This is a genomic window from Mycobacterium sp. (assembly GCF_046330795.1).
In the GTDB taxonomy this organism is placed as follows: Bacteria; Actinomycetota; Actinomycetes; order Mycobacteriales; family Mycobacteriaceae; genus Mycobacterium.
Map to the genome: position 1 here is coordinate 365,465 of NZ_JAXLSA010000003.1, position 18,050 is coordinate 383,514.

18 protein-coding genes are annotated in these 18,050 nt (G+C 69.6%); 11 read left to right on the top strand and 7 right to left on the bottom strand.

All coding sequences use genetic code 11. The annotated features are described in order from the left end of the window. Positions 1–32 precede the first annotated feature (32 nt). Positions 33–875: a mycofactocin-coupled SDR family oxidoreductase gene (locus U0R18_RS13175; protein ID WP_526368971.1), complete on the top strand. Its 843-nt coding sequence runs from the start codon at positions 33–35 to the stop codon at positions 873–875. A 47-nt stretch (positions 876–922) separates the two neighbouring features. Here U0R18_RS13175 and U0R18_RS13180 read toward each other — a convergent pair whose 3' ends face one another. Genes U0R18_RS13180 through rocD form a run of 3 tightly spaced genes read right to left on the bottom strand, consistent with a single transcriptional unit; the run spans position 923 to position 4,552 of the window. Beyond that, positions 923–1,801, bottom strand: a complete 879-nt coding sequence (locus U0R18_RS13180; RefSeq protein WP_526368973.1) for a universal stress protein — start codon at positions 1,799–1,801, stop codon at positions 923–925. Further along, complete coding sequence (locus U0R18_RS13185) at positions 1,798–3,276, bottom strand: amino acid permease (protein ID WP_526368975.1); 1,479 nt, start codon at positions 3,274–3,276, stop codon at positions 1,798–1,800. The genes U0R18_RS13180 and U0R18_RS13185 overlap by 4 nt, the downstream gene beginning before the upstream one ends. 16 nt (positions 3,277–3,292) lie before the next feature. Continuing rightward, complete coding sequence (rocD, locus tag U0R18_RS13190; RefSeq protein ID WP_526369524.1) at positions 3,293–4,552, bottom strand: ornithine--oxo-acid transaminase; 1,260 nt, start codon at positions 4,550–4,552, stop codon at positions 3,293–3,295. Between the two features lie 218 nt (positions 4,553–4,770). On the opposite strand from rocD, the gene U0R18_RS13195 reads away from it, so the two are divergent. Further along, positions 4,771–5,223 carry an Rv2324 family transcriptional regulator gene (locus tag U0R18_RS13195; RefSeq protein ID WP_526368977.1) on the top strand — a complete coding sequence of 151 codons (453 nt, stop codon included), beginning with the start codon at positions 4,771–4,773 and terminating at the stop codon, positions 5,221–5,223. A gap of 45 nt (positions 5,224–5,268) precedes the next feature. After that, on the top strand, positions 5,269–6,450 hold the full coding sequence (locus U0R18_RS13200; RefSeq protein ID WP_526368979.1) for an NAD(P)/FAD-dependent oxidoreductase: 1,182 nt from the start codon (positions 5,269–5,271) through the stop codon (positions 6,448–6,450). 70 nt (positions 6,451–6,520) lie between these two features. Here the strand turns inward: U0R18_RS13200 and U0R18_RS13205 are convergent, their stop codons facing one another. The 3 genes from U0R18_RS13205 to mftR all read right to left on the bottom strand — a co-directional run bounded on the left by U0R18_RS13205 (position 6,521) and on the right by mftR (position 9,217). Further along, a complete protein-coding gene (locus U0R18_RS13205; RefSeq protein WP_526368981.1) occupies positions 6,521–7,432 on the bottom strand; it encodes a type IV toxin-antitoxin system AbiEi family antitoxin in 912 nt (303 codons plus the stop codon). Between the two features lie 148 nt (positions 7,433–7,580). Beyond that, positions 7,581–8,618 (bottom strand): DUF2332 domain-containing protein, encoded by a 1,038-nt coding sequence (locus tag U0R18_RS13210; protein ID WP_526368983.1) that lies wholly within the window; start codon positions 8,616–8,618, stop codon positions 7,581–7,583. Next, positions 8,615–9,217 (bottom strand): mycofactocin system transcriptional regulator MftR, encoded by a 603-nt coding sequence (gene mftR, locus U0R18_RS13215; RefSeq protein ID WP_526368985.1) that lies wholly within the window; start codon positions 9,215–9,217, stop codon positions 8,615–8,617. The genes U0R18_RS13210 and mftR overlap by 4 nt, the downstream gene beginning before the upstream one ends. A 104-nt stretch (positions 9,218–9,321) precedes the next feature. On the opposite strand from mftR, the gene mftA reads away from it, so the two are divergent. The 7 genes from mftA (at position 9,322) to mftG (ending at position 15,777) form a co-directional block, all read left to right on the top strand. Then, positions 9,322–9,417, top strand: coding sequence for a mycofactocin precursor MftA (gene mftA, locus U0R18_RS13220; protein WP_526368987.1), 96 nt, complete (start codon positions 9,322–9,324; stop codon positions 9,415–9,417). Beyond that, entirely contained in the window at positions 9,402–9,710 is a 309-nt protein-coding gene (gene mftB, locus U0R18_RS13225; RefSeq protein WP_526368989.1) for a mycofactocin biosynthesis chaperone MftB, read from the top strand. The genes mftA and mftB overlap by 16 nt, the downstream gene beginning before the upstream one ends. Positions 9,711–9,724: 14 nt before the next feature. Further along, positions 9,725–10,918 (top strand): mycofactocin radical SAM maturase, encoded by a 1,194-nt coding sequence (mftC, locus tag U0R18_RS13230; protein WP_526369526.1) that lies wholly within the window; start codon positions 9,725–9,727, stop codon positions 10,916–10,918. Between the two features lie 3 nt (positions 10,919–10,921). Continuing rightward, positions 10,922–12,097, top strand: a complete 1,176-nt coding sequence (mftD, locus tag U0R18_RS13235; protein WP_526368991.1) for a pre-mycofactocin synthase MftD — start codon at positions 10,922–10,924, stop codon at positions 12,095–12,097. A gap of 91 nt (positions 12,098–12,188) precedes the next feature. After that, a complete protein-coding gene (gene mftE, locus U0R18_RS13240; protein ID WP_526368993.1) occupies positions 12,189–12,917 on the top strand; it encodes a mycofactocin biosynthesis peptidyl-dipeptidase MftE in 729 nt (242 codons plus the stop codon). Beyond that, positions 12,914–14,326 (top strand): mycofactocin biosynthesis glycosyltransferase MftF, encoded by a 1,413-nt coding sequence (mftF, locus tag U0R18_RS13245; protein ID WP_526368995.1) that lies wholly within the window; start codon positions 12,914–12,916, stop codon positions 14,324–14,326. The genes mftE and mftF overlap by 4 nt, the downstream gene beginning before the upstream one ends. After that, positions 14,323–15,777 (top strand): mycofactocin dehydrogenase MftG, encoded by a 1,455-nt coding sequence (gene mftG, locus U0R18_RS13250; RefSeq protein ID WP_526369528.1) that lies wholly within the window; start codon positions 14,323–14,325, stop codon positions 15,775–15,777. The genes mftF and mftG overlap by 4 nt, the downstream gene beginning before the upstream one ends. Here the strand turns inward: mftG and U0R18_RS13255 are convergent. Then, entirely contained in the window at positions 15,774–17,411 is a 1,638-nt protein-coding gene (locus tag U0R18_RS13255; protein ID WP_526368997.1) for an MFS transporter, read from the bottom strand. The genes mftG and U0R18_RS13255 overlap by 4 nt on opposite strands. 38 nt (positions 17,412–17,449) lie before the next feature. Here U0R18_RS13255 and U0R18_RS13260 point away from each other — a divergent pair, with 38 nt between their 5' ends. After that, positions 17,450–18,049 carry a TetR/AcrR family transcriptional regulator gene (locus tag U0R18_RS13260; RefSeq protein ID WP_526368999.1) on the top strand — a complete coding sequence of 200 codons (600 nt, stop codon included), beginning with the start codon at positions 17,450–17,452 and terminating at the stop codon, positions 18,047–18,049. Position 18,050: the final 1 nt, after the last annotated feature.

Here is an 18,050-nt window from a genome sequence, read left to right on the forward strand (position 1 = left end):
ACATGTTCTAGTTCTGCTGCTAGCCTGACGGCATGGGATCACTCGACGGCCGGGTCGCGTTCGTCACCGGGGCCGCGCGCGGGCAGGGCCGCGCGCACGCCGTTCGGCTGGCGGCCGACGGCGCCGACATCGTGGCCCTGGACGTCTGCAAGCCGGTCTCCGACTACGTCACCTACCCGATGCCCACGGCCGACGATCTCGCCGAGACCGCGCGGCTGGTCGAGGCCACCGGCCGCACGGCGCTGGTCCGGGAGGTGGACATCCGCGACCTGGCCGCCCAGCAGCAGCTGGTCGCCGAGGCCGTCGAACAGTTCGGCCGCCTGGATATCCTGGTGGCCAACGCCGGAATCCTCTCGTGGGGGCGGCTTTTCGAGATGACCGAAGAGCAGTGGGACGACGTCATCGACGTCAACCTGTCCGGAACGTGGCGCACGGTCCGCGCCGTCGCACCGGCGATGATCGAGGCCGGCAACGGCGGGTCGGTGGTCATCGTCAGCTCGTCGGCCGGCCTGAAGGCCACCCCGGGCAACGGGCACTACTCCGCGTCGAAGGCGGGCCTGACGGCGCTGACCAATGCATTGGCAATCGAGTTGGGGGAGTTCGGGATCCGGGTCAACTCCATCCACCCGTATTCGATCGACACCCCGATGGTCGAGGCCGAGGCCATGATGGCGATCTTCGGAAAGTACCCGCAGTTCCTGCACAGCTTCGCGCCGATGCCGTACAAGCCGAAGAATCACGCCGGCAAGGCCGGACTGCAGGAGTTCATGCGTCCGGAGGAGGTGGCCGATGTGGTGGCCTGGCTGGCCGGTGATGCGTCGGCCACCATCTCGGGATCGCAGATCGCCGTCGACCGCGGCACGATGAAGTACTGACACCGGCATTCTCACTCGCGCCGAAACGTGCGTTTGGGCGGATGGGGTTACTTGGGGAGCACCACCACCGGCACGGGGCTGTACCGGATGATCTTGGCGCCGTGCGAGCCGAGGAACACGCCCTTGATGCCGCGCCGGCCGGTGGTGCCGAGCATCAGCAGCTCGCCGTCGTCCCACTCGGTGTTGTCCAGCGCCTGATCCCAGCCGTTCCCGGTGATCACCTGCAATTCCACGTCGCCGGTGACGATGCCGTCGGACCGCAGTTTGGCCAGCATGGTGCGCAGGTCCGCGGCCCACACCTCGAGGATCGAATCCTCGGCGTGCAGGCCGACCTCCGGCGGGAACATGGTGCGGCCGCGGATCGCGAAGCTGATCACCCGCATCGCCACCGGTCGGCCGGCGGTCAGCTCGGCCACCAGCTCGACCACCCGAACCGAGTTGGGGGATCCGGAGTAGGCACACGTCAGCCGGGTGATCCGGCCGCCGCGCGCGCCCCGGTAGCCGCGTGGGCTGATCGCCACCGGCACGGGCGAACTGTGCAGGAGCCAGTCCGTCGTGGTGCCGAGCACGACCTGACCGAGTGCGCCGTCGGAGGAGGAGCCGACCACCAGCACGTCCGCGCCGAGTTCCTCGGTGAGCTCGACCAGCCCGTCGCCGGACGTGCCCGCCGACACCTGCCGGTAGGAGATGTCCAGGCCGGTGGTGTCCGCCAGGTGCGCGGCGGCCTCCGCCCGGGATTCAGCGGCCAAAGTGTTTGCCCACGCGGCATATTCGGCGTCCACCCGTGCCATCGACGGGGTACTCCACGGCTGCGGTACGACGGTGGCCACCACGAGCGAGGTGCCCAGCGCGGCGGCCACCTCGACCGCAAGGTTCAGCGGGGCGGGCCCGCTCTTGCCGACGACGTAGCCGACGACGACGGTCACGATCCGACACCCGGTGCGACCGTCGGGATCACCCCGTCGCCGCCGTCGTTGAGGGCACTGTGGTGCCGGCTCCACAGGAAGTAGAACACCAGCACCACGGCGACCCACAGGATGAACCACACCCAGGTGATGCGTGGCAGGCCGGCCAGCACGATCAGGCAGGCGAGCACCGACAGCACCGGGGTCACCGGATAGCCCGGAACCTTGAACGAGCGGGGCAGGTCGGGCTCGCGTACCCGCAGGATGATCACGCCGACCGACACCACGATGAACGCGACCAGGGTGCCGATGGACACCAGATCCCACAGGTAGTCGATGGGCACGAAGCCGGCCAGCAGTCCGGTGATGATCGCCACGATGATGGTGTTGTTCACCGGCGTCATGGTGGTCGGGTTGACCTTGGCGAAGCGCGACGGCAGCAGACCGTCGCGGCCCATCGCGAACAGGATGCGGGTCTGGCCGTACATCACCACCAGGGTGACCGAGAAGATCGAGATCACCGCACCGAGCGCCAGGATGTTCGACGCCCAGGTCTGGCCGTGCAGCACGTTGCGCAGGATGACCGACAGCCCCGCTTCGGCCTGCTCGTCGGACCCGAACTCCGCGGCGTCCTGCGTGCCGAGGCCGGCGAACGCCACCAGGATGTAGATGCTGGTGACCACCAGGAGAGCGGCGATGATCGCGCGCGGCATGGTTTTCTGCGGGTTCTTGACCTCGTCGCCGGCGGTCGACACCGCGTCCAGGCCGATGAAGGTGAAGAAGATGGTGGCCGCGGCGCCCGTGATGCCGTGAAATCCCTTGGCCCAGAAGTCATGGAAGTGGTCGCTGTTGAACGCGGTGAACGCGACCGCGACGAACAGGGCCAGCACGGCCAGTTTGATGATCACCATGATGGTGTTGACGGTCGCGGATTCGCTGGCGCCGCGGATCAGCAGCAGTGCGCACAATGCGATCAGAATGGTGGCGGGCAAATTCATGATGCCGGGATGCTCGGTGCCCCAGGGTGCCGATGTGAGTGCCTCGGGTATCCGGAATCCGAAGACGTTGTTCAGGAGTTCGTTGAGGTACTGACTCCATCCGATGGACGTCGCCGACATCGAGACGCCGTATTCGAGGAGCAGGCAGGCCGCGACGCCCATCGCGACCACCTCGCCCATCGTGGTGTAGGCGTAGGAATAGGTGGAGCCGGAAACCGGTACCGCCGCGGCCATTTCGGCGTAACAGATGGCCGACAGCCCGGCGGCGATGCCGGCCAGGATGAAGGACACCAGCACCGCGGGCCCGGCCTTGGGCACCGCCTGCTGCAACACGATGAAGATGCCGGTGCCGACGGTGGCGCCGACACCGAACATCGTCAACTGGAATGTGCCGATACTTCGCTTCAGGTGATCGGAGGCTCCGTGGGCGACCGGCGCACCGACTGCCGGTCGCCGGCGCAGCATCTGCTCGGTCAGGCTGAGCGCAGATGAGCCCATGATGCCTCCTGTGTCCCTATGAGGTTCGTTTCATATTTTCTACTCGCGCCTCGTCCATCGCGGCGGTGAATTGGTCGATGGCCCAGTCGATCTCTTCGTCGGTGATCACCAGCGGGGGTGCGAATCGCAGGGTGGAGCCGTGGGTGTCCTTGACCAGGACGCCGCGCTGCGCCAGCAGCATGCTGATGTGCTTACCGGTGCCCAGTTCCGGGTCGATGTCGACGCCGGCCCACAGGCCCATTCCGCGCACGGCGAGCACGCCGTGGCCGATCAGCGCCTCGAGCCGGGTGTGCAGGTGCTTGCCGAGTTCGGTTGCGCGACGCTGGTATTCGCCGGTCGCCAGCATCTGCACGACGGTGGTTCCCACCGCGGCGGCCATCGGGTTGCCGCCGAAGGTGGAGCCGTGTTCGCCGGGGTGCAGGACGCCCAGGATGTCGGCGTTGGCGACCACCGCGGAGACGGGTACCACGCCGCCGCCGAGTGCCTTGCCGAGCAGGTACATGTCCGGTTCGACGCCCCAGTGCTGGCAGGCGAAGGTGTGGCCGGTGCGGGCCAGCCCGGACTGGATCTCGTCGGCGATCATCAGCACGTTGCGCTCGGTGCAGATCTGGCGCACCCGCGGCAGGAAGTCGGCGGGCGGCACGACGATGCCGGCCTCGCCCTGGATGGGTTCGAACAGCACCGCGACGGTGTCGTCGTCGATGGCGGCCGCGACGGCGTCGGCGTCCCCGTAGGGCACGGAGCGGAAGCCGGGCGTGAACGGGCCGAAGCCGCGGCGGGCGGACTCGTCGGAGGAGAAGCTGATGATCGTGGTGGTGCGGCCGTGGAAGTTGCCGTCCATCACGATGATGTTGGCGCGGCCCTCCGCCACGCCCTTGACGTCGGTGCCCCACTTGCGGGCCACCTTGATGCCGCTCTCGACGGCCTCGGCGCCGGTGTTCATCGGCAGCACCATGTCCTTGCCGCACAGTGCGGCCAGCGCCTGGCTGAACGGGCCCAGCTTGTCGGAGTGGAAGGCGCGGCTGACCAGCGTGACGGAGTCGAGCTGGGCGTGCGCGGTGGCGGTGATCTGCGGGTGGCGGTGGCCGAAGTTCACCGCGGAGTAGGCCGCCAGGCAGTCCAGGTAGCGGTTGCCCTCGACGTCGGTGACCCAGCAGCCCTCGGCGGAGGCCGCCACAATGGGTAGGGGGGAGTAGTTGTGTGCGGTGTAACGCGCGTCCACCGCGATGGCGGCGTCGGTGGAGCCGGCGGCGTCGGTCGTCACGGTGTCCAGCATGGTCACGGGGTGCCTCCAATGTTCCGATTTTCCGGGATCCGTGCCCACTGATGCGCGGCAGCCAGGGGTGAGTCCCCGGGGATCCAAGACTGATATGAATCAATGATATTTCTTGCGCGTCACGCAATCAATCGCCGTATCTTGCGTTCTGGGGCTGTATCTGTTGTCCTGAAGTACGGACTGCGACGTTTTGTTGCTTCGCAATGGCGGGAGGCGTCATGGATCGGCTGGACGACACCGACGAACACATCCTGACGGTGCTCGCCGAGCACGCGCGCGCCACCTTCGCCGAGATCGGCGAACGGGTGAACCTGTCCGCGCCGGCGGTCAAGCGCCGCGTCGACCGGATGCTCGACGCGGGCGTCATCCGCGGATTCACCACGGTGGTCGACCGCAGCGCGCTGGGCTGGGGCACCGAGGCCTACGTCCAGGTGTACTGCCACGGCACCATCGCCCCCGACGAACTGCGCCGCGCCTGGGTCGACATCCCCGAGGTGATCGGGGCCGCCACCGTCACCGGCACCTCCGATGCGATCCTGCACGTGCTGGCCCGCGACATGAGCCACCTCGAGACCGCACTCGAGCGGATTCGGTCCAGTGCGGACATCGAACGCAGCGAGAGCATCGTGGTGCTGTCGAATCTGATCGACCGTGCGCCGCCCGAACGGTAAGGGTGCCAGACCGTCGGCCGCGCTCGTCGTGTAAAAAAAGACCCCGTGGTAACCCAAAAAATCGTGATCGTGGGTGGGGGGCTGGCCGCGTCGCGGACCGCCGAGCAGTTGCGGCGCGCCGAGTACGCCGGCGACATCGTCATCGTCAGCGACGAGGTGCACCTGCCGTACGACCGGCCGCCGCTGTCCAAGGACGTGCTGCACAAGGACGAGCACGACTTCGGTGACGTCACGCTCAAGCCGCAGGAGTTCTACGACGAGAACAACATCACGCTGCGGCTCGGTTCGGCCGTCACCGCGGTGGATCCGGCCGCCCGCAGCGTCACCCTGGCCGACGGCAGCACCGTGGACTACGACGAGCTCGTCATCGCCACCGGTCTGGTGCCGCGGCGCATCCCGTCCTTCCCGGACCTCGGCGGCATCCACGTGCTGCGGTCCTACGACGAGAGCCAGGCGCTGCGCAGCGAGGCCGGCTCGGCCCGCAAGGCGGTGGTGATCGGCGCGGGTTTCATCGGCTGTGAGGTCGCCGCGAGCCTGCGCAATCTCGGCGTCGACGTCGCGCTGGTCGAGCCGCAGCCGCAGCCGCTGGCCTCGGTCCTCGGCGAGCAGATCGGCGCACTGGTCAGCCGGCTGCACCGCGCCGAGGGTGTCGACGTGCGCACCGGCGTCGGGGTGGCCGAGGTGCGTGGGGACAGCCGCGTGCAGCAGGTCGTCCTCGCCGACGGCACCGAACTGGACGCCGATCTCGTCATCGTCGGCATCGGGTCGCGCCCGGCCCTCGACTTCCTCGAGGGTTCCGGGATCGCCGTCGACAACGGGATCGTCTGCGACAACGTCGGGCGCACCAGCGCCGAGCACGTCTGGGCGCTGGGCGACGTCGCGTCCTGGCGGGACGCCACCGGTCATCAGGCACGCGTGGAGCACTGGAGCAACGTGGCCGAGCAGGCCCGGGTGCTGGTGCCGTCCATGTTCGGCCAGGATGCACCGGAATCCGTTGTGGTGCCGTACTTCTGGAGCGATCAGTACGACGTCAAGATCCAGTGCCTGGGTGAGCCGGAGGCCGACGACGTGGTGCATGTGGTCGAGGACGACGGCCGCAAGTTCCTGGCCTACTACGAGCGCGACGGCGTGCTGGTGGGGGTCGTCGGCGGCGGTATGCCGGGCAAGGTGATGAAGGCCCGGGCCAAGATCGCTTCCGGCGCACCGATTTCCGACATCCTGGGCTAGCCCCTCCGCCTGTCAGCATTTACCGCGAGCGTGCGTGTGGGTACGCCGACACGCCGCTGGGAGCGGACTTTCATGCACTCTCGGCGCAGGCCCGGGTGTCGAGCCGGGCGGCCGCCGAGTGCAACTCGGCACGTAGTCGATGGACCAGTTCGTTGGGCGAGCGGCGGACGTCGTCGGCGAAGATGACGATGACCAGCCAGCCCGCGTCGCGCAGCGCGTCACGGCGGTCGCGGTGCAGCGCTTCGGCACCGCTGTGCCACTCGTCGCTGTCGTACTCGACGGCGATGCGGAGTTCCGGCCAGGCGAAATCCACCCGCCAGAGCCGGCCGTGGCGGTCCAGGATCTCGTGCTGAAGGTCGGGACCGGGCAGCCCGCCGTCAAGCATGACCAGCCTGGCCTCGCTCTCCATTGGAGACTCCGCGAGCGGATCGGCCAGGGGCAACAGGGCGCGGACCGCCACGATCCCGCGCCGGCCGAACTGCGCGACGGCGGCGTGATGCAGTGTCGTCGGCGTGCAGGCGCCGCTACGCAGGGCGGCGTCCAGGGTGGCCAGTGCGCGGGGCCGTCGTAGGCCGCGTGCCACCTCGATCGCACACCACGCCGGTGCGGATACCAACCGCCCGTCGCGCAAGACCAACGGCGAGTCGTAGCGCCGGTGCACCACCAGTCCGCGGGCGGTTCGTAGTTGATGACCAGGCGGGTCGAAGACGTGCAGGTCGCGCGTGTCCTCGGTGTCGAAACCGTGAATCGCTGCCGCGGTGCCGAGGCACACGGCCACCCGAGATCCGGTCAGCAGGTCCAGTGCGCGCAGTCGGGTCGCGTCGTCAGGGTCTGGCCGGCCGTGCACACCGTGCCAGATCCGTTGCAGCTGGCCGGTTTTCAATTTGAAGGCAAGTTCGCGCCTGCTCATTACCGCCAGTAGTTGCGCCGCGGTTGCCACGCCGCCCTGGGCGTCGAGGAGCCGATTCAGGTCGTCGTCCACCGGGGCATGGTGGCTCGAAGCCGGCGTGCGGTGCACTCACCGTCACTGCGCCCTGTGGATAACGGTCGCTTTGCCGTGCTGAAGGTGCACAGAAGTTCGCTCGGTCGCGGCGTGTTGCGTACTGACACGCACACTCGGCGGAAGGGCCCTACTCCCAGACGACGGGGGGACCGTGTGGGGAGCAGACGCCGAGGATCTCGTCGGTGCCGGCCGGCCAGCAGCGGGCCCGTACGACGAATTCGTTGCGGTCGCCGGGTCCCCGGCGCATCGGCTCGAGGCTGAGCCAGACGAACGGCGTGGCGTCATCGGCCCGGCCGGCCAGCTCGGCAACCCGCGCCGCGACCCCCGCCCGCTCGGCGTCGTCGAGGTACTGCCAGGTGATCGAGTGCCACAGCACCGTCATGGTGCCGCGCACCAGTCGCAGCCCTGCCACCGCGCGGGCGGCGGACATCCGGTCCAGGCCCGCGGGCACCTGCCGGGCGATGTTGACGGCCGCGCGCAGCCGGGCCATCCGTTCGGGCATGTCCGGCCACACATAGCTCAGCAGGGTCAATTCTCCGGCGGCGGCCGTCACATCTATGGGCGTGATGTCGAAGCCGTGGCGTTCGACGATCCGCAACGGCGCATCGGGCGGCCGGCGGCCCTGCCAGGCGTTCTCGATGACGACCGGGGACCACGCCGGCCCCCACTCGTCGCCGTCGTAGCGGAACCGGAAGTGGTCGGCCCGCAGGTTCAGTCCGCCGCTGGTGCCGATCTCGAAAAGCCGTACGGGGTAGGGGAATCGATCGACCAGGCGCAGCAGCGCGCCGATGAGTGCCGCCGCCCGGCCCACTTCGTTGGTCTGCGGCGGCATCGCCAGCGTGGCGCGCAGCCGGTCCGCGTGCTCGCGGGCCGAGTCCACGATCACCGGCCAGGCGCTGCTGTCCCAGGTTCCACCGGCGCTGGGGTAGAAGGCGGCCAGCCGCGGTGCGGCGCCGGTCAGCACCATGCGGTGCAACCCACCCAGCAACCGCAGCGGGGTGGCGTCGGCCATCGGATCCGCCTCGTGCCCGGCCAGCAACTCCGCGAACGGGCCGCCGGCGTCGATGTCGTCGGCGATCCGGTCGAGCAGCTCGCCGTACATCGGCGAGCCCAGCCGGGCGCAGATCCGGCCCTGCCGGCGCACCGAGTCCGAGAGCCCGTTCATGGGATACGCCCCAGCCCCGGGGCCACCACGTCGAACGCGGCCCCGAGCGCATCGTGCAGCGTCACCGACTCGTCGGCCAGCCAGCTCTCGTAGGCCGACAGCGCGACCGAGAGCATCGCCCAGGCGGTGGTCCGAGGACCGACATCGGATGTCTTGGACCCCGTGCGGGCGGCCACGAACCTCGCGATCACCTCGCGCCAGCCGGCGTACATCGTCATCGAATAGGCTTGCAGCTCAGCGGTTTCCAGGATCACGCGCATCCGGTTACGGTGCTGTACCGCTTCGCCCTCGCCGAAGGTGTTGAACGCCAGCAGGGTCGATCGCAGCGCCTCGGGCAGCGGCACGTTGTCGTCGACCTGGTCGAGCAGGTTCGCGAGGTGCTCGAGGTGCGTGTCGAAGTCGCCCCAGAGGATCGCGTTCTTCGAGGTGTAGTACCGGAACAGGGTGCGGCGCGCGATGCCGGCGGCCGCGGCGACGTCGTCGACGCTGACGGCGTCGAAACCGTGCGCGCTGAACAGATCGATCGCCACGTCCGCGATGTCGCCGCGGGTGGTGGAACGGCGGCGCCCGACCCTGGCTGTTGGTGCGGGTGATCCCACCGCGACCTCCTCTCCGATCGGACAGTAGCGTTTCGGCACCGGATGCCATATTCTGTCCCGCACGGACCCTCTGTGTCCAGGCTCACACGACGAAAGGGAACATCATGGATCAGAACAACGACCTCACCACCGACGCCGCACTCGTCGAAGAGTCCCTCGTCGAAGAGGTGTCCATCGACGGCATGTGCGGCGTCTACTGACCGTGGCCGAGGCGCCCGCCGTGGTCGGGTTCGACCCCGATCGCGGCTGGCGTCTGCACCCCCAGGTGGCAGTGCGGCCCGAGCCGTTCGGTGCGCTGCTCTACCACTTCGGGACCCGCAAGCTGTCCTTCTTGAAGAACCGGACCATCCTGGCGCTGATCGAGTCGCTCGACGAGTACGACGACGTTCGGTCGGCCTGCCGGGCCGCCGGTCTCGACGGCGATGCGCAGGAGCCATATCTGCGTGCGCTTGCCACCCTTGTCAGCTCCAAAATGCTTGTGCCACAGGAGTGATCGTGACCACTACCTTGACCACGCCCACACCGGGTGCCCCCGCGCCCGTCCCGCGCCTGGTCGACCAGTTCGAGCTGGGTCTGGACGCCCCGATCTGCCTGACGTGGGAACTGACCTACGCGTGCAACCTGGCGTGCGTGCACTGCCTGTCCTCGTCGGGCAAGCGGGACCCGCGCGAGCTGTCCACCGATCAGTGCAAGGCGATCATCGACGAACTCGAGCGCATGCAGGTGTTCTACGTGAACATCGGCGGCGGCGAACCGACCGTGCGCCCCGACTTCTGGGAGCTGGTCGACTACGCCACCGCGCACCACGTGGGGGTGAAGTTCTCCACCAACGGGGTGCGCATCAACGAGGAGGTGGCCGCCCGCCTGGCCGCCAGCGACTACGTCGACGTCCAGATCTCGCTGGACGGCGCCACCGCCGAGGTGAACGACGCGGTGCGCGGCCAGGGCTCGTTCGACATGGCCACGCGCGCGCTGCAGAACCTGGCCGATGCCGGCTTCAAGGACGCCAAGATCTCGGTGGTGGTCACCCGCCACAACGTCGATCAGCTCGACGACTTCAAGGCCCTGGCCGACCAGTACGCCGCCACACTGCGGATCACCCGGCTGCGCCCGTCGGGCCGCGGCGCCGACGTGTGGGACGAACTGCACCCCACCCCGGCCCAGCAGGTGCAGCTCTACGACTGGCTGGTGGCCCATGGCGAGCGGGTGCTCACCGGTGACTCGTTCTTCCATCTGTCGGGACTGGGCGAGCCGGGCGCGCTGGCCGGCCTGAACCTGTGCGGCGCCGGCCGGGTGGTCTGCCTGATCGACCCGGTGGGTGACGTCTACGCCTGCCCGTTCGCCATCCACGACAAGTTCCTGGCCGGAAATATCTTGTCGGAGAACGGGTTCCAGAACGTCTGGCAGAACTCGGCACTGTTCCGCGAGCTGCGCGAGCCGCAGTCGGCCGGGGCCTGTGGCAGCTGTGGGCACTACGACGCCTGCCGGGGCGGCTGCATGGCCGCCAAGTTCTTCACCGGCCTGCCGCTGGACGGCCCCGATCCCGAATGTGTGCAGGGCTATTCCGAACAGGCCCTCGCCGGCACCCGTGAGGTGCCCAAGCCGGCCGTCGACCACTCCCGCACCGGCAAGCGCAAGGAGCCGGTCCTGCTCACCCTGGGCGTCCCCCCGAAGAAATTCTGCAACGAAAGTCCCGTCTAGATCATGGCTCGTGATACCTGGTTCGAAACCGTCGCCATCGCCCAGCAGCGCGCGAAGAAGCGCCTGCCCAAGTCGGCCTACTCCTCGCTGATCTCCGCCAGCGAAAAAGGTGTGTCCGTATCCGACAATGTGGAGGCATTCGCCGAGCTCGGCTTCGCGCCGCATGTCGTGGGCGCCACCGAGAAGCGCGATATGGCCACAACCGTTATGGGCCAGGACATCTCGATGCCCGTCATCATCTCGCCCACCGGGGTGCAGGCCGTCGACCCCGACGGCGAGGTGGCCGTCGCCCGCGCCGCCGCCGCCCGCGGGACGGCGATGGGGCTGTCCTCGTTCGCCAGCAAGCCGATGGAGGACGTGACGGCGGTCAACGACAAGATCTTCTTCCAGATCTACTGGCTGGGCAGCCGCGACGAGATCGCCGAACGGGTGCAGCGCGCCAAGGACGCTGGCGCCGTCGGCATGATCGCCACCACCGACTGGAGCTTCTCGCACGGGCGCGACTGGGGCAGCCCGAAGATCCCCGAGAAGATGGACCTCAAGACGATGATCAAGATGTCGCCGGAGGTCATCACCAAACCGCGGTGGCTGTGGAGCTTCGGCAAGCACCTGCGCCCGCCCGACCTGCGGGTGCCCAATCAGGGCCGCCGGGGCGAGGCGGGACCCACCTTCTTCGAGGCCTACGGCCAGTGGATGGGCACCCCGCCGCCGACCTGGGACGACATCGCCTGGCTGCGTGAGCAGTGGGGCGGCCCGTTCCTGCTCAAGGGCATGGTGCGGGTCGACGATGCCAAACGTGCTGTGGATGCCGGGGTTTCGGCGATCACGGTGTCCAACCACGGCGGCAACAACCTGGACGGCACACCCGCGGCCATCCGGTGCCTGCCCGCCATCGCCGACGCCGTGGGTGATCAGGTCGAGGTGTTGCTGGACGGCGGCATCCGGCGCGGCAGCGACGTCGTCAAGGCCGTGGCACTGGGCGCCCGCGCGGTGATGATCGGCCGGGCCTACCTGTGGGGCCTGGCCGCCAACGGCCAGGCCGGCGTCGAGAACGTCCTGGACATCCTGCACGGCGGCATCGACTCGGCGCTGCGAGGGCTGGCCAAGGAGTCCATCCACGACCTCACCCGCGACGACATCCTGATCCCGGACGGCTTCACCCGAACCCTCGGGGCCTGACGGCGCCGTTGGTGCCAACGGGGCTGACGGGACGGGCGTGACCGTCCGGGCATTCCGGGTCCGAACAATCCGAACAACCGGTGCACGACAGGTGAATTCGTCCTACCATCGGCAGGTGGTCTTCCCCAAGATTCTTGGGAACTCGACGTCGAGGCAACTCCACGACACCTCTCCGGTAGTGGTGATCCCCGTGGGTTCCACCGAGCAGCACGGGCCTCACCTGCCGCTGGACACCGACACCCGGATCGCGACGGCGGTCGCCGCCGCCGTCGCCGGCGATACCGCTGACGCCCTGCTCGCCCCGGCCCTGTCCTACGGCGCCAGCGGCGAACACGAGGGTTTCCCCGGCACCGTCTCGATCGGCGCGGAGGCCCTGAGCCTCGTCCTGCTGGAGTTCGGCAGATCGGCGCTGAACTGGGCGTCCCGGCTGGTCTTCGTCAACGGCCACGGCGGCAACGTGGGGGCGCTGCGGTCGGCGGTGGCCCGGCTGCGGTACGAGGGCCGTGACGCGGCGTGGTGCCCCTGCCTGGTCAGCGGCGGCGACGCACATGCGGGCCACACCGAAACGTCTGTATTGCTACATCTTTCGCCGGAGGATGTCGTGATCGGCGAAACCCGCCCGGGGAACACCGCTCCGCTGGTAGACCTGATGCCGAGCATGGTCCATGGGGGAGTCGCTGCGGTGAGTGAGGTGGGAGTGCTGGGCGATCCGACCACAGCGAACGCCGACGCGGGGGCAGCGCTGTTCGCCGAGATGGTCGCCGGGGCACTCGGCCGGGTCCGGCGCTGGGAGCCGGACCACAACGGGATGCTGCAATGACCCAACCCCGTTTGCCGGACGGGTTCGCCGTCCAGGTCGACCGCCGCGTGCGGGTGCTCGGTCACGGGGCCGCCCTGCTCGGCGGGTCGCCCACCCGCCTGCTGCGGCTGGCCCCGGCCGCGCGCACCCTGCTCGGCGACGGCCGTGTCGAGGTCCGTGACGCGCAGAGCGCGCAGTTCGCCCGGACCCTGCTGGACGCCACCGTCGCCCATCCCCGCCCGTCGGGTGGTCCGTCGCACCGCGATGTGACGGTGGTTATCCCGGTGCGTGACAACCGTTCCGGGGTGCGGCGCTTGACGTCGGTGTTACGCGGTCTGCGGGTGATAGTGGTGGACGACGGCTCCACCGAGCCGCTGGCCGACGGTGACTTCGCCGACGTCCCCGCCGAGGTCACGGTGATCCGGCATCCCGTCAGCCGGGGGCCCGCAGCAGCGCGTAACACCGGTCTGGCCGCGACCGGCAGCGACTTCGTGGCGTTCCTCGACTCGGATGTGGTGCCGCGGCGCGGGTGGTTGGAAGCCCTACTGGGACATTTCTCTGATCCGGCGGTGGCGCTGGTGGCGCCGCGCATCGTGGGCCTGGACCCGCAGGACAACCCGGTCGCCCGCTACGAGATGATCCGTTCGTCGCTGGACCTGGGGCACCGGGAGGCGCCGGTGCTGCCCTACAGCACGGTCTCCTACGTGCCCAGTGCCGCCATCATCTGCCGGCGCACGACCGTGGGCGACATCGGCGGCTTCGACGAGGCCATGGCCTCCGGTGAGGACGTCGACCTGTGCTGGCGGTTGATCGAGTCGGGTGCCCGGCTGCGGTACGAACCCATCGCGCTGGTGGGTCATGATCATCGGACCAAGCTGCGGGACTGGTTGGTGCGCAAGGCATTCTACGGAACCTCCGCGGCCCCGCTGTCGTCCCGGCATCCGGACAAGACCGCACCGCTGGCGATCTCCGGAACCATGCTGGCGGCCTGGGTGATGCTGGTGTCGGGCAACTGGCCGGGTCTGGTGGCCTCCGGCATCGCGATGGCGGTCGCGGGGCGGCGGATCTCCAACGCCATGCGGGCCCCGGAGACCCAGCCCGGCGATGTCGCCAGGGTCACGGGTCAGGGCCTGTGGGCCGCCGCGATGCAGTTGGCCGCCGCCGCCTGCCGGCACTACTGGCCGGTGGCGATGGTGGCGGCGGTGGTGTCGCGGCGGTGCCGGCGGGCGATCCTGATCGCCGCCGTGCTCGACGGCGTCGCCGACTGGCTGGCCCGGCGCAATGCGATGGTCGACGATGGCAAGCCCCTCGGGCTGATGCCGTACCTGATCCTCAAGCGCCTCGATGATCTGGCGTACGGCGCCGGGCTGTGGACCGGTGTGGTCCGGGAGCGCACCATCGGACCGCTGAAGCCGCAGATCCGGACCTGACCGCCGCGGTGCCCCCGAACACTCACAGTGACATCCTGATCGTCGGTGCCGGTAGCGCCGGATCGGTGGTGGCCGAACGACTTTCGGCAAACCCCGACTGCCGGGTCACGGTGCTCGAGGCGGGGCCGGGGCCCGAGGTACCGGGGGTGGCCGCCCTGACCGGCAACGGCCTGCAGCTGCCGATCGGAGGGGCCAGCCCGCTGGTGGCCAGGTTCGCGACCCAGCTCACCGACCGACCGCCGCGCACGATGAACCTGGTGCGCGGCGCGACGGTGGGCGGTTCCGGGGCGGTCAACGGGGGATACTTCTGCCGTGCCCTGCCGGCCGACCTCGACGGCTGGGAATTGCCCGGCTGGTCCTGGGCCGACGTGCTGCCGCACTTCCGCGCAATCGAGACCGACCTCGATTTCCCCGGCGCGCCCGCGCACGGTGACCGGGGCCCGATCCGGGTCCGCCGGGCACACGAGATTGTCGGTGCCACAGCGAGTTTCATCGAATCGGCGGCGCAGGCGGGTTATCCGTGGGTCGACGACGTCAACGACGGTGCCGCGGATACCCTGCCGGCCGGCGTCGGATTGGTGCCCAGCAACATCGTCGACGGTGTGCGCACCGGCGCGGGAGCGGCGTTCCTGGTGCCGGCCGGTGCCCGCCCGAATCTGACCGTGCTGTCGGCGACCCGGGCGCTGCAGATCGTGTTCGACGGCGTGCGCGCCGTCGGGGTCCGGGTGCTCGGGCCGTCCGGCGCCGCGCTGCTCACCGCCGACCGGATCGTGCTGTCCGCCGGCGCCATCGGCAGCGCCCACCTGTTGATGCTGTCCGGCATCGGCGACGAGGCCATGCTGCATGCTGCGGGAGTGCCCGTGGTGACACCGGCCCCGGTCGGGCTGCACACCGCGGACCACGCCGAGTGGGTGCTCGCGACCGACTGGCCGGTGGCGCCGTCGCGGCCCGTGCTCGAGGTGGTTCTGAGCCTGGCCGAGGGCATCGAGATCCGGCCCTACACAGGCGGTTTCATCGCGATGGTCGGCGACGGCAGCACCGGGCATCCGGACTGGCCGCACATCGGAGTAGCCCTGATGAATCCGCGGGCGCGCGGAGCCGTGCGGCTGGTGTCGGCCGATCCCGCCGTGCCCCCGGCGATCACGCATCACTACGACGCCGAGCCTGCGGACCTGGCGGCGCTCGACCACGGCGCCCGGGTCGCCCGCGAACTGGCCTCGGCGGCAACGCATATCGGTGAGCCGGAGTGGTCGACGTCGCAGCATCTGTGCGGCACGGCACCGATGGGGCGGGACGGTGACGAGGCGGCGGTGCTGGACCCCGGGTGCCGCGTGCGCGGGGTCGACGGACTGTGGGTGATCGACGGTTCGATCATGCCGTCGATCCCGAGCCGGGGTCCCCACGCGACCACCATCGCGCTGGCGCACCGGGCCGCCGAGTTCGTCCGCTAGCCCTCTCGGACGAGGAAGGCGGCCGCCCTGGCCCGGCGGTCCCGCAGCCCGCGCACGACGGCCAGCTGCCGCCCGTCGCGTCCGGGTGCCCACAGCGCGATGAGGACGGCGCACGCCGCCACCACGACGCCCAGCGTCAGGACCGTGTCGTGCATGGCCGACACGAACGCGGCCCGGGCGGCGTCGGCCAGCTGTGGCCCGGCGGGCCCGAGATGATCCGCCATGCCGAGTGCCTCACCGAGTGAGCGTTGCGCGCCCCGCTGGACCTCGGGCGGCAGGGTGGCCACGGGCGACTGCATGACGGCGGTGTACCGCGACGCGAGCAACGACCCCGTCAGCGCTATACCGAGAGCGGCGCCGACTTCGCGCGTGGTGTCGTTGACCGCCGACGCCACCCCCTGTTTGTCGTCGGGTACGGAGCTCATGATCGCCGAGGTGGTCGGCGTGGTGCACAGTCCGATCCCGGCGCTCAGGATCAGCAGCGGCCACGCCAGGTCGAGATAGCCCGAACCGACGTCGAGCACGCGCAGGGAGGTGAAGCCGACGGCGACCACGAGCAGTCCGACGAGGACCACCAGGCGCAGCCCCATCCTCGGCACGTACCAGAACGCCAGCACAGACAGCAGCAGCATGGGCGGGGCCAGCGGGGTCAGGGCGAACGCGGTCTGCAGGGCGTCGTACCCCATCACCAACTGGATGTACTGCATGGCCAGGAACAGGAAGCTGAAGATCGCGACGAAGAACACCACGATGGCGGCGGCGCCGGTCCGGAAGGTCGGGTCGGCGAACAGCCGGACGTCGAGCAGCGGGTGGGGCCGGCGCAGTTCGACCACTCCGAACGCTCCGGCCAACAGCACTCCGGTGATCAGGCAGCCGTAGACCAGCGGGTCGCTCCAGCCGCGGGCCGGCGCCTCGAGGATGCCGAACACGAACACCGCGACCGCCGCGGCGATGACGGCCGCACCCCGCCAATCGATCGGTTTGGATTCGGGGTCCTTGCTGGTGGCGATGGTGAGACCGACCGCGGCCAGCCCGACCGCGGCGCCCAGGAATCCCCAGAAGATCGACTTCCAGGACCAGAAGTGAAGCAGCACACCGGATCCCAGCATGCCGAGAATTCCGCCGCAGCCGGCGATGCCGGCCCAGATCCCGACGGCCCGGGTACGCCGCTCCGGGGGATGGGCCGCGGTGATGAGCGACAGGGTGGCCGGCATGATGAACGCCGCACCCAGGCCCGCGGCGGCCCGACCGGCGATCAACGTGCCCGGGTCCGACCACAGCAGGGGGATCACGGAGGCGACGGCGAAGATCGCGAGCCCCAGGACCAGGGCGCCGCGTCGGCCGTAGCGGTCGCCGATGGCGCCGGCGGGCAGCAGCAGGCAGGCCATCACCACGGTGTAGCTGTCGACGATCCAGGTCAGTTGGGTCTGGCTGGCGGAGGTCTCGCGCGCGATGTCGGCCAGGGCCGTGTTGAGTGCGACCAGCGACGCCATCACCAGCGACAGCGCCAGGCAGGCCACGATGAGTGTCCACTGCTGGGCTTGCTCCGACAGGGGGCGGGCCACCGGGTCGGTACGCTGGTCGAGCGGAGCGGGGGCATCGAGCATTGCGGGCGCCTCCTCCCGTATCGGCAAGTTTCGAGACTAACAGTCTTGTGTGCGATGGGACAGGGATGGCACGAACGGACCCGCGGCCGGCGCGCTCCCGGGCCCGGCTGCTCGAATCGGCGACCGCACTGCTGCGATCGGGCGGCCCGAGCGCGGTGACCGTGGATGCGGTGCTCCGCGGGGCCAACGTCGCCCGGGCCACGCTGTACCGGCATTTCCCCAGCGGCAACGACCTGCTGGCGGCGGCGTTCCAGAGCCTCATCCCGCCCGCCCCGATGCCCCCGGAGCGCGGTTCGCTACGGGACCGGCTGACCGCCCTGCTGGAAGCCTGGGCGGAGCACATCGCCGACGCGCCGGCGTTGCTGAGCGCCATGAACTGGCTGGCACTGGGCCGTGACCTGGACCAGCTGCCCGACCGCACCGACTCCAACGAGGTACGTACCCTGCGCGAGCGGATCGCTCAGCAGTACGCGGCGCCGTTCGACGCGATCTTCGACAGTCCGCAGGCCGCCGCGGAACTCGGCGACTTCGACCGCGCGACCGCGATGACGCTCCTGCTCGGCCCACTGGTCACCGCGCGGCTGAGCACCCTGCCCGATATCGACTACCGCGAGAGTGTGCGGGCCGCCGTCGAGGGCTTCCTGCACGTGTACGGCAAGCAGTGAG

Excerpts from the sequence above, each read along its gene's own strand:
- U0R18_RS13175 (WP_526368971.1), top strand. The coding sequence starts at position 33 with ATGGGATCACTCGACGGCCGGGTCGCGTTCGTCACCGGGGCCGCGCGC.
- U0R18_RS13185 (WP_526368975.1), bottom strand. The coding sequence starts at position 3,276 with ATGGGCTCATCTGCGCTCAGCCTGACCGAGCAGATGCTGCGCCGGCGA.
- rocD (WP_526369524.1), bottom strand. The coding sequence starts at position 4,552 with ATGCTGGACACCGTGACGACCGACGCCGCCGGCTCCACCGACGCCGCC.
- U0R18_RS13195 (WP_526368977.1), top strand. The coding sequence starts at position 4,771 with ATGGATCGGCTGGACGACACCGACGAACACATCCTGACGGTGCTCGCC.
- U0R18_RS13210 (WP_526368983.1), bottom strand. The coding sequence starts at position 8,618 with ATGAACGGGCTCTCGGACTCGGTGCGCCGGCAGGGCCGGATCTGCGCC.
- mftA (WP_526368987.1), top strand. The coding sequence starts at position 9,322 with ATGGATCAGAACAACGACCTCACCACCGACGCCGCACTCGTCGAAGAG.
- mftD (WP_526368991.1), top strand. The coding sequence starts at position 10,922 with ATGGCTCGTGATACCTGGTTCGAAACCGTCGCCATCGCCCAGCAGCGC.
- mftF (WP_526368995.1), top strand. The coding sequence starts at position 12,914 with ATGACCCAACCCCGTTTGCCGGACGGGTTCGCCGTCCAGGTCGACCGC.
- U0R18_RS13260 (WP_526368999.1), top strand. The coding sequence starts at position 17,450 with ATGGCACGAACGGACCCGCGGCCGGCGCGCTCCCGGGCCCGGCTGCTC.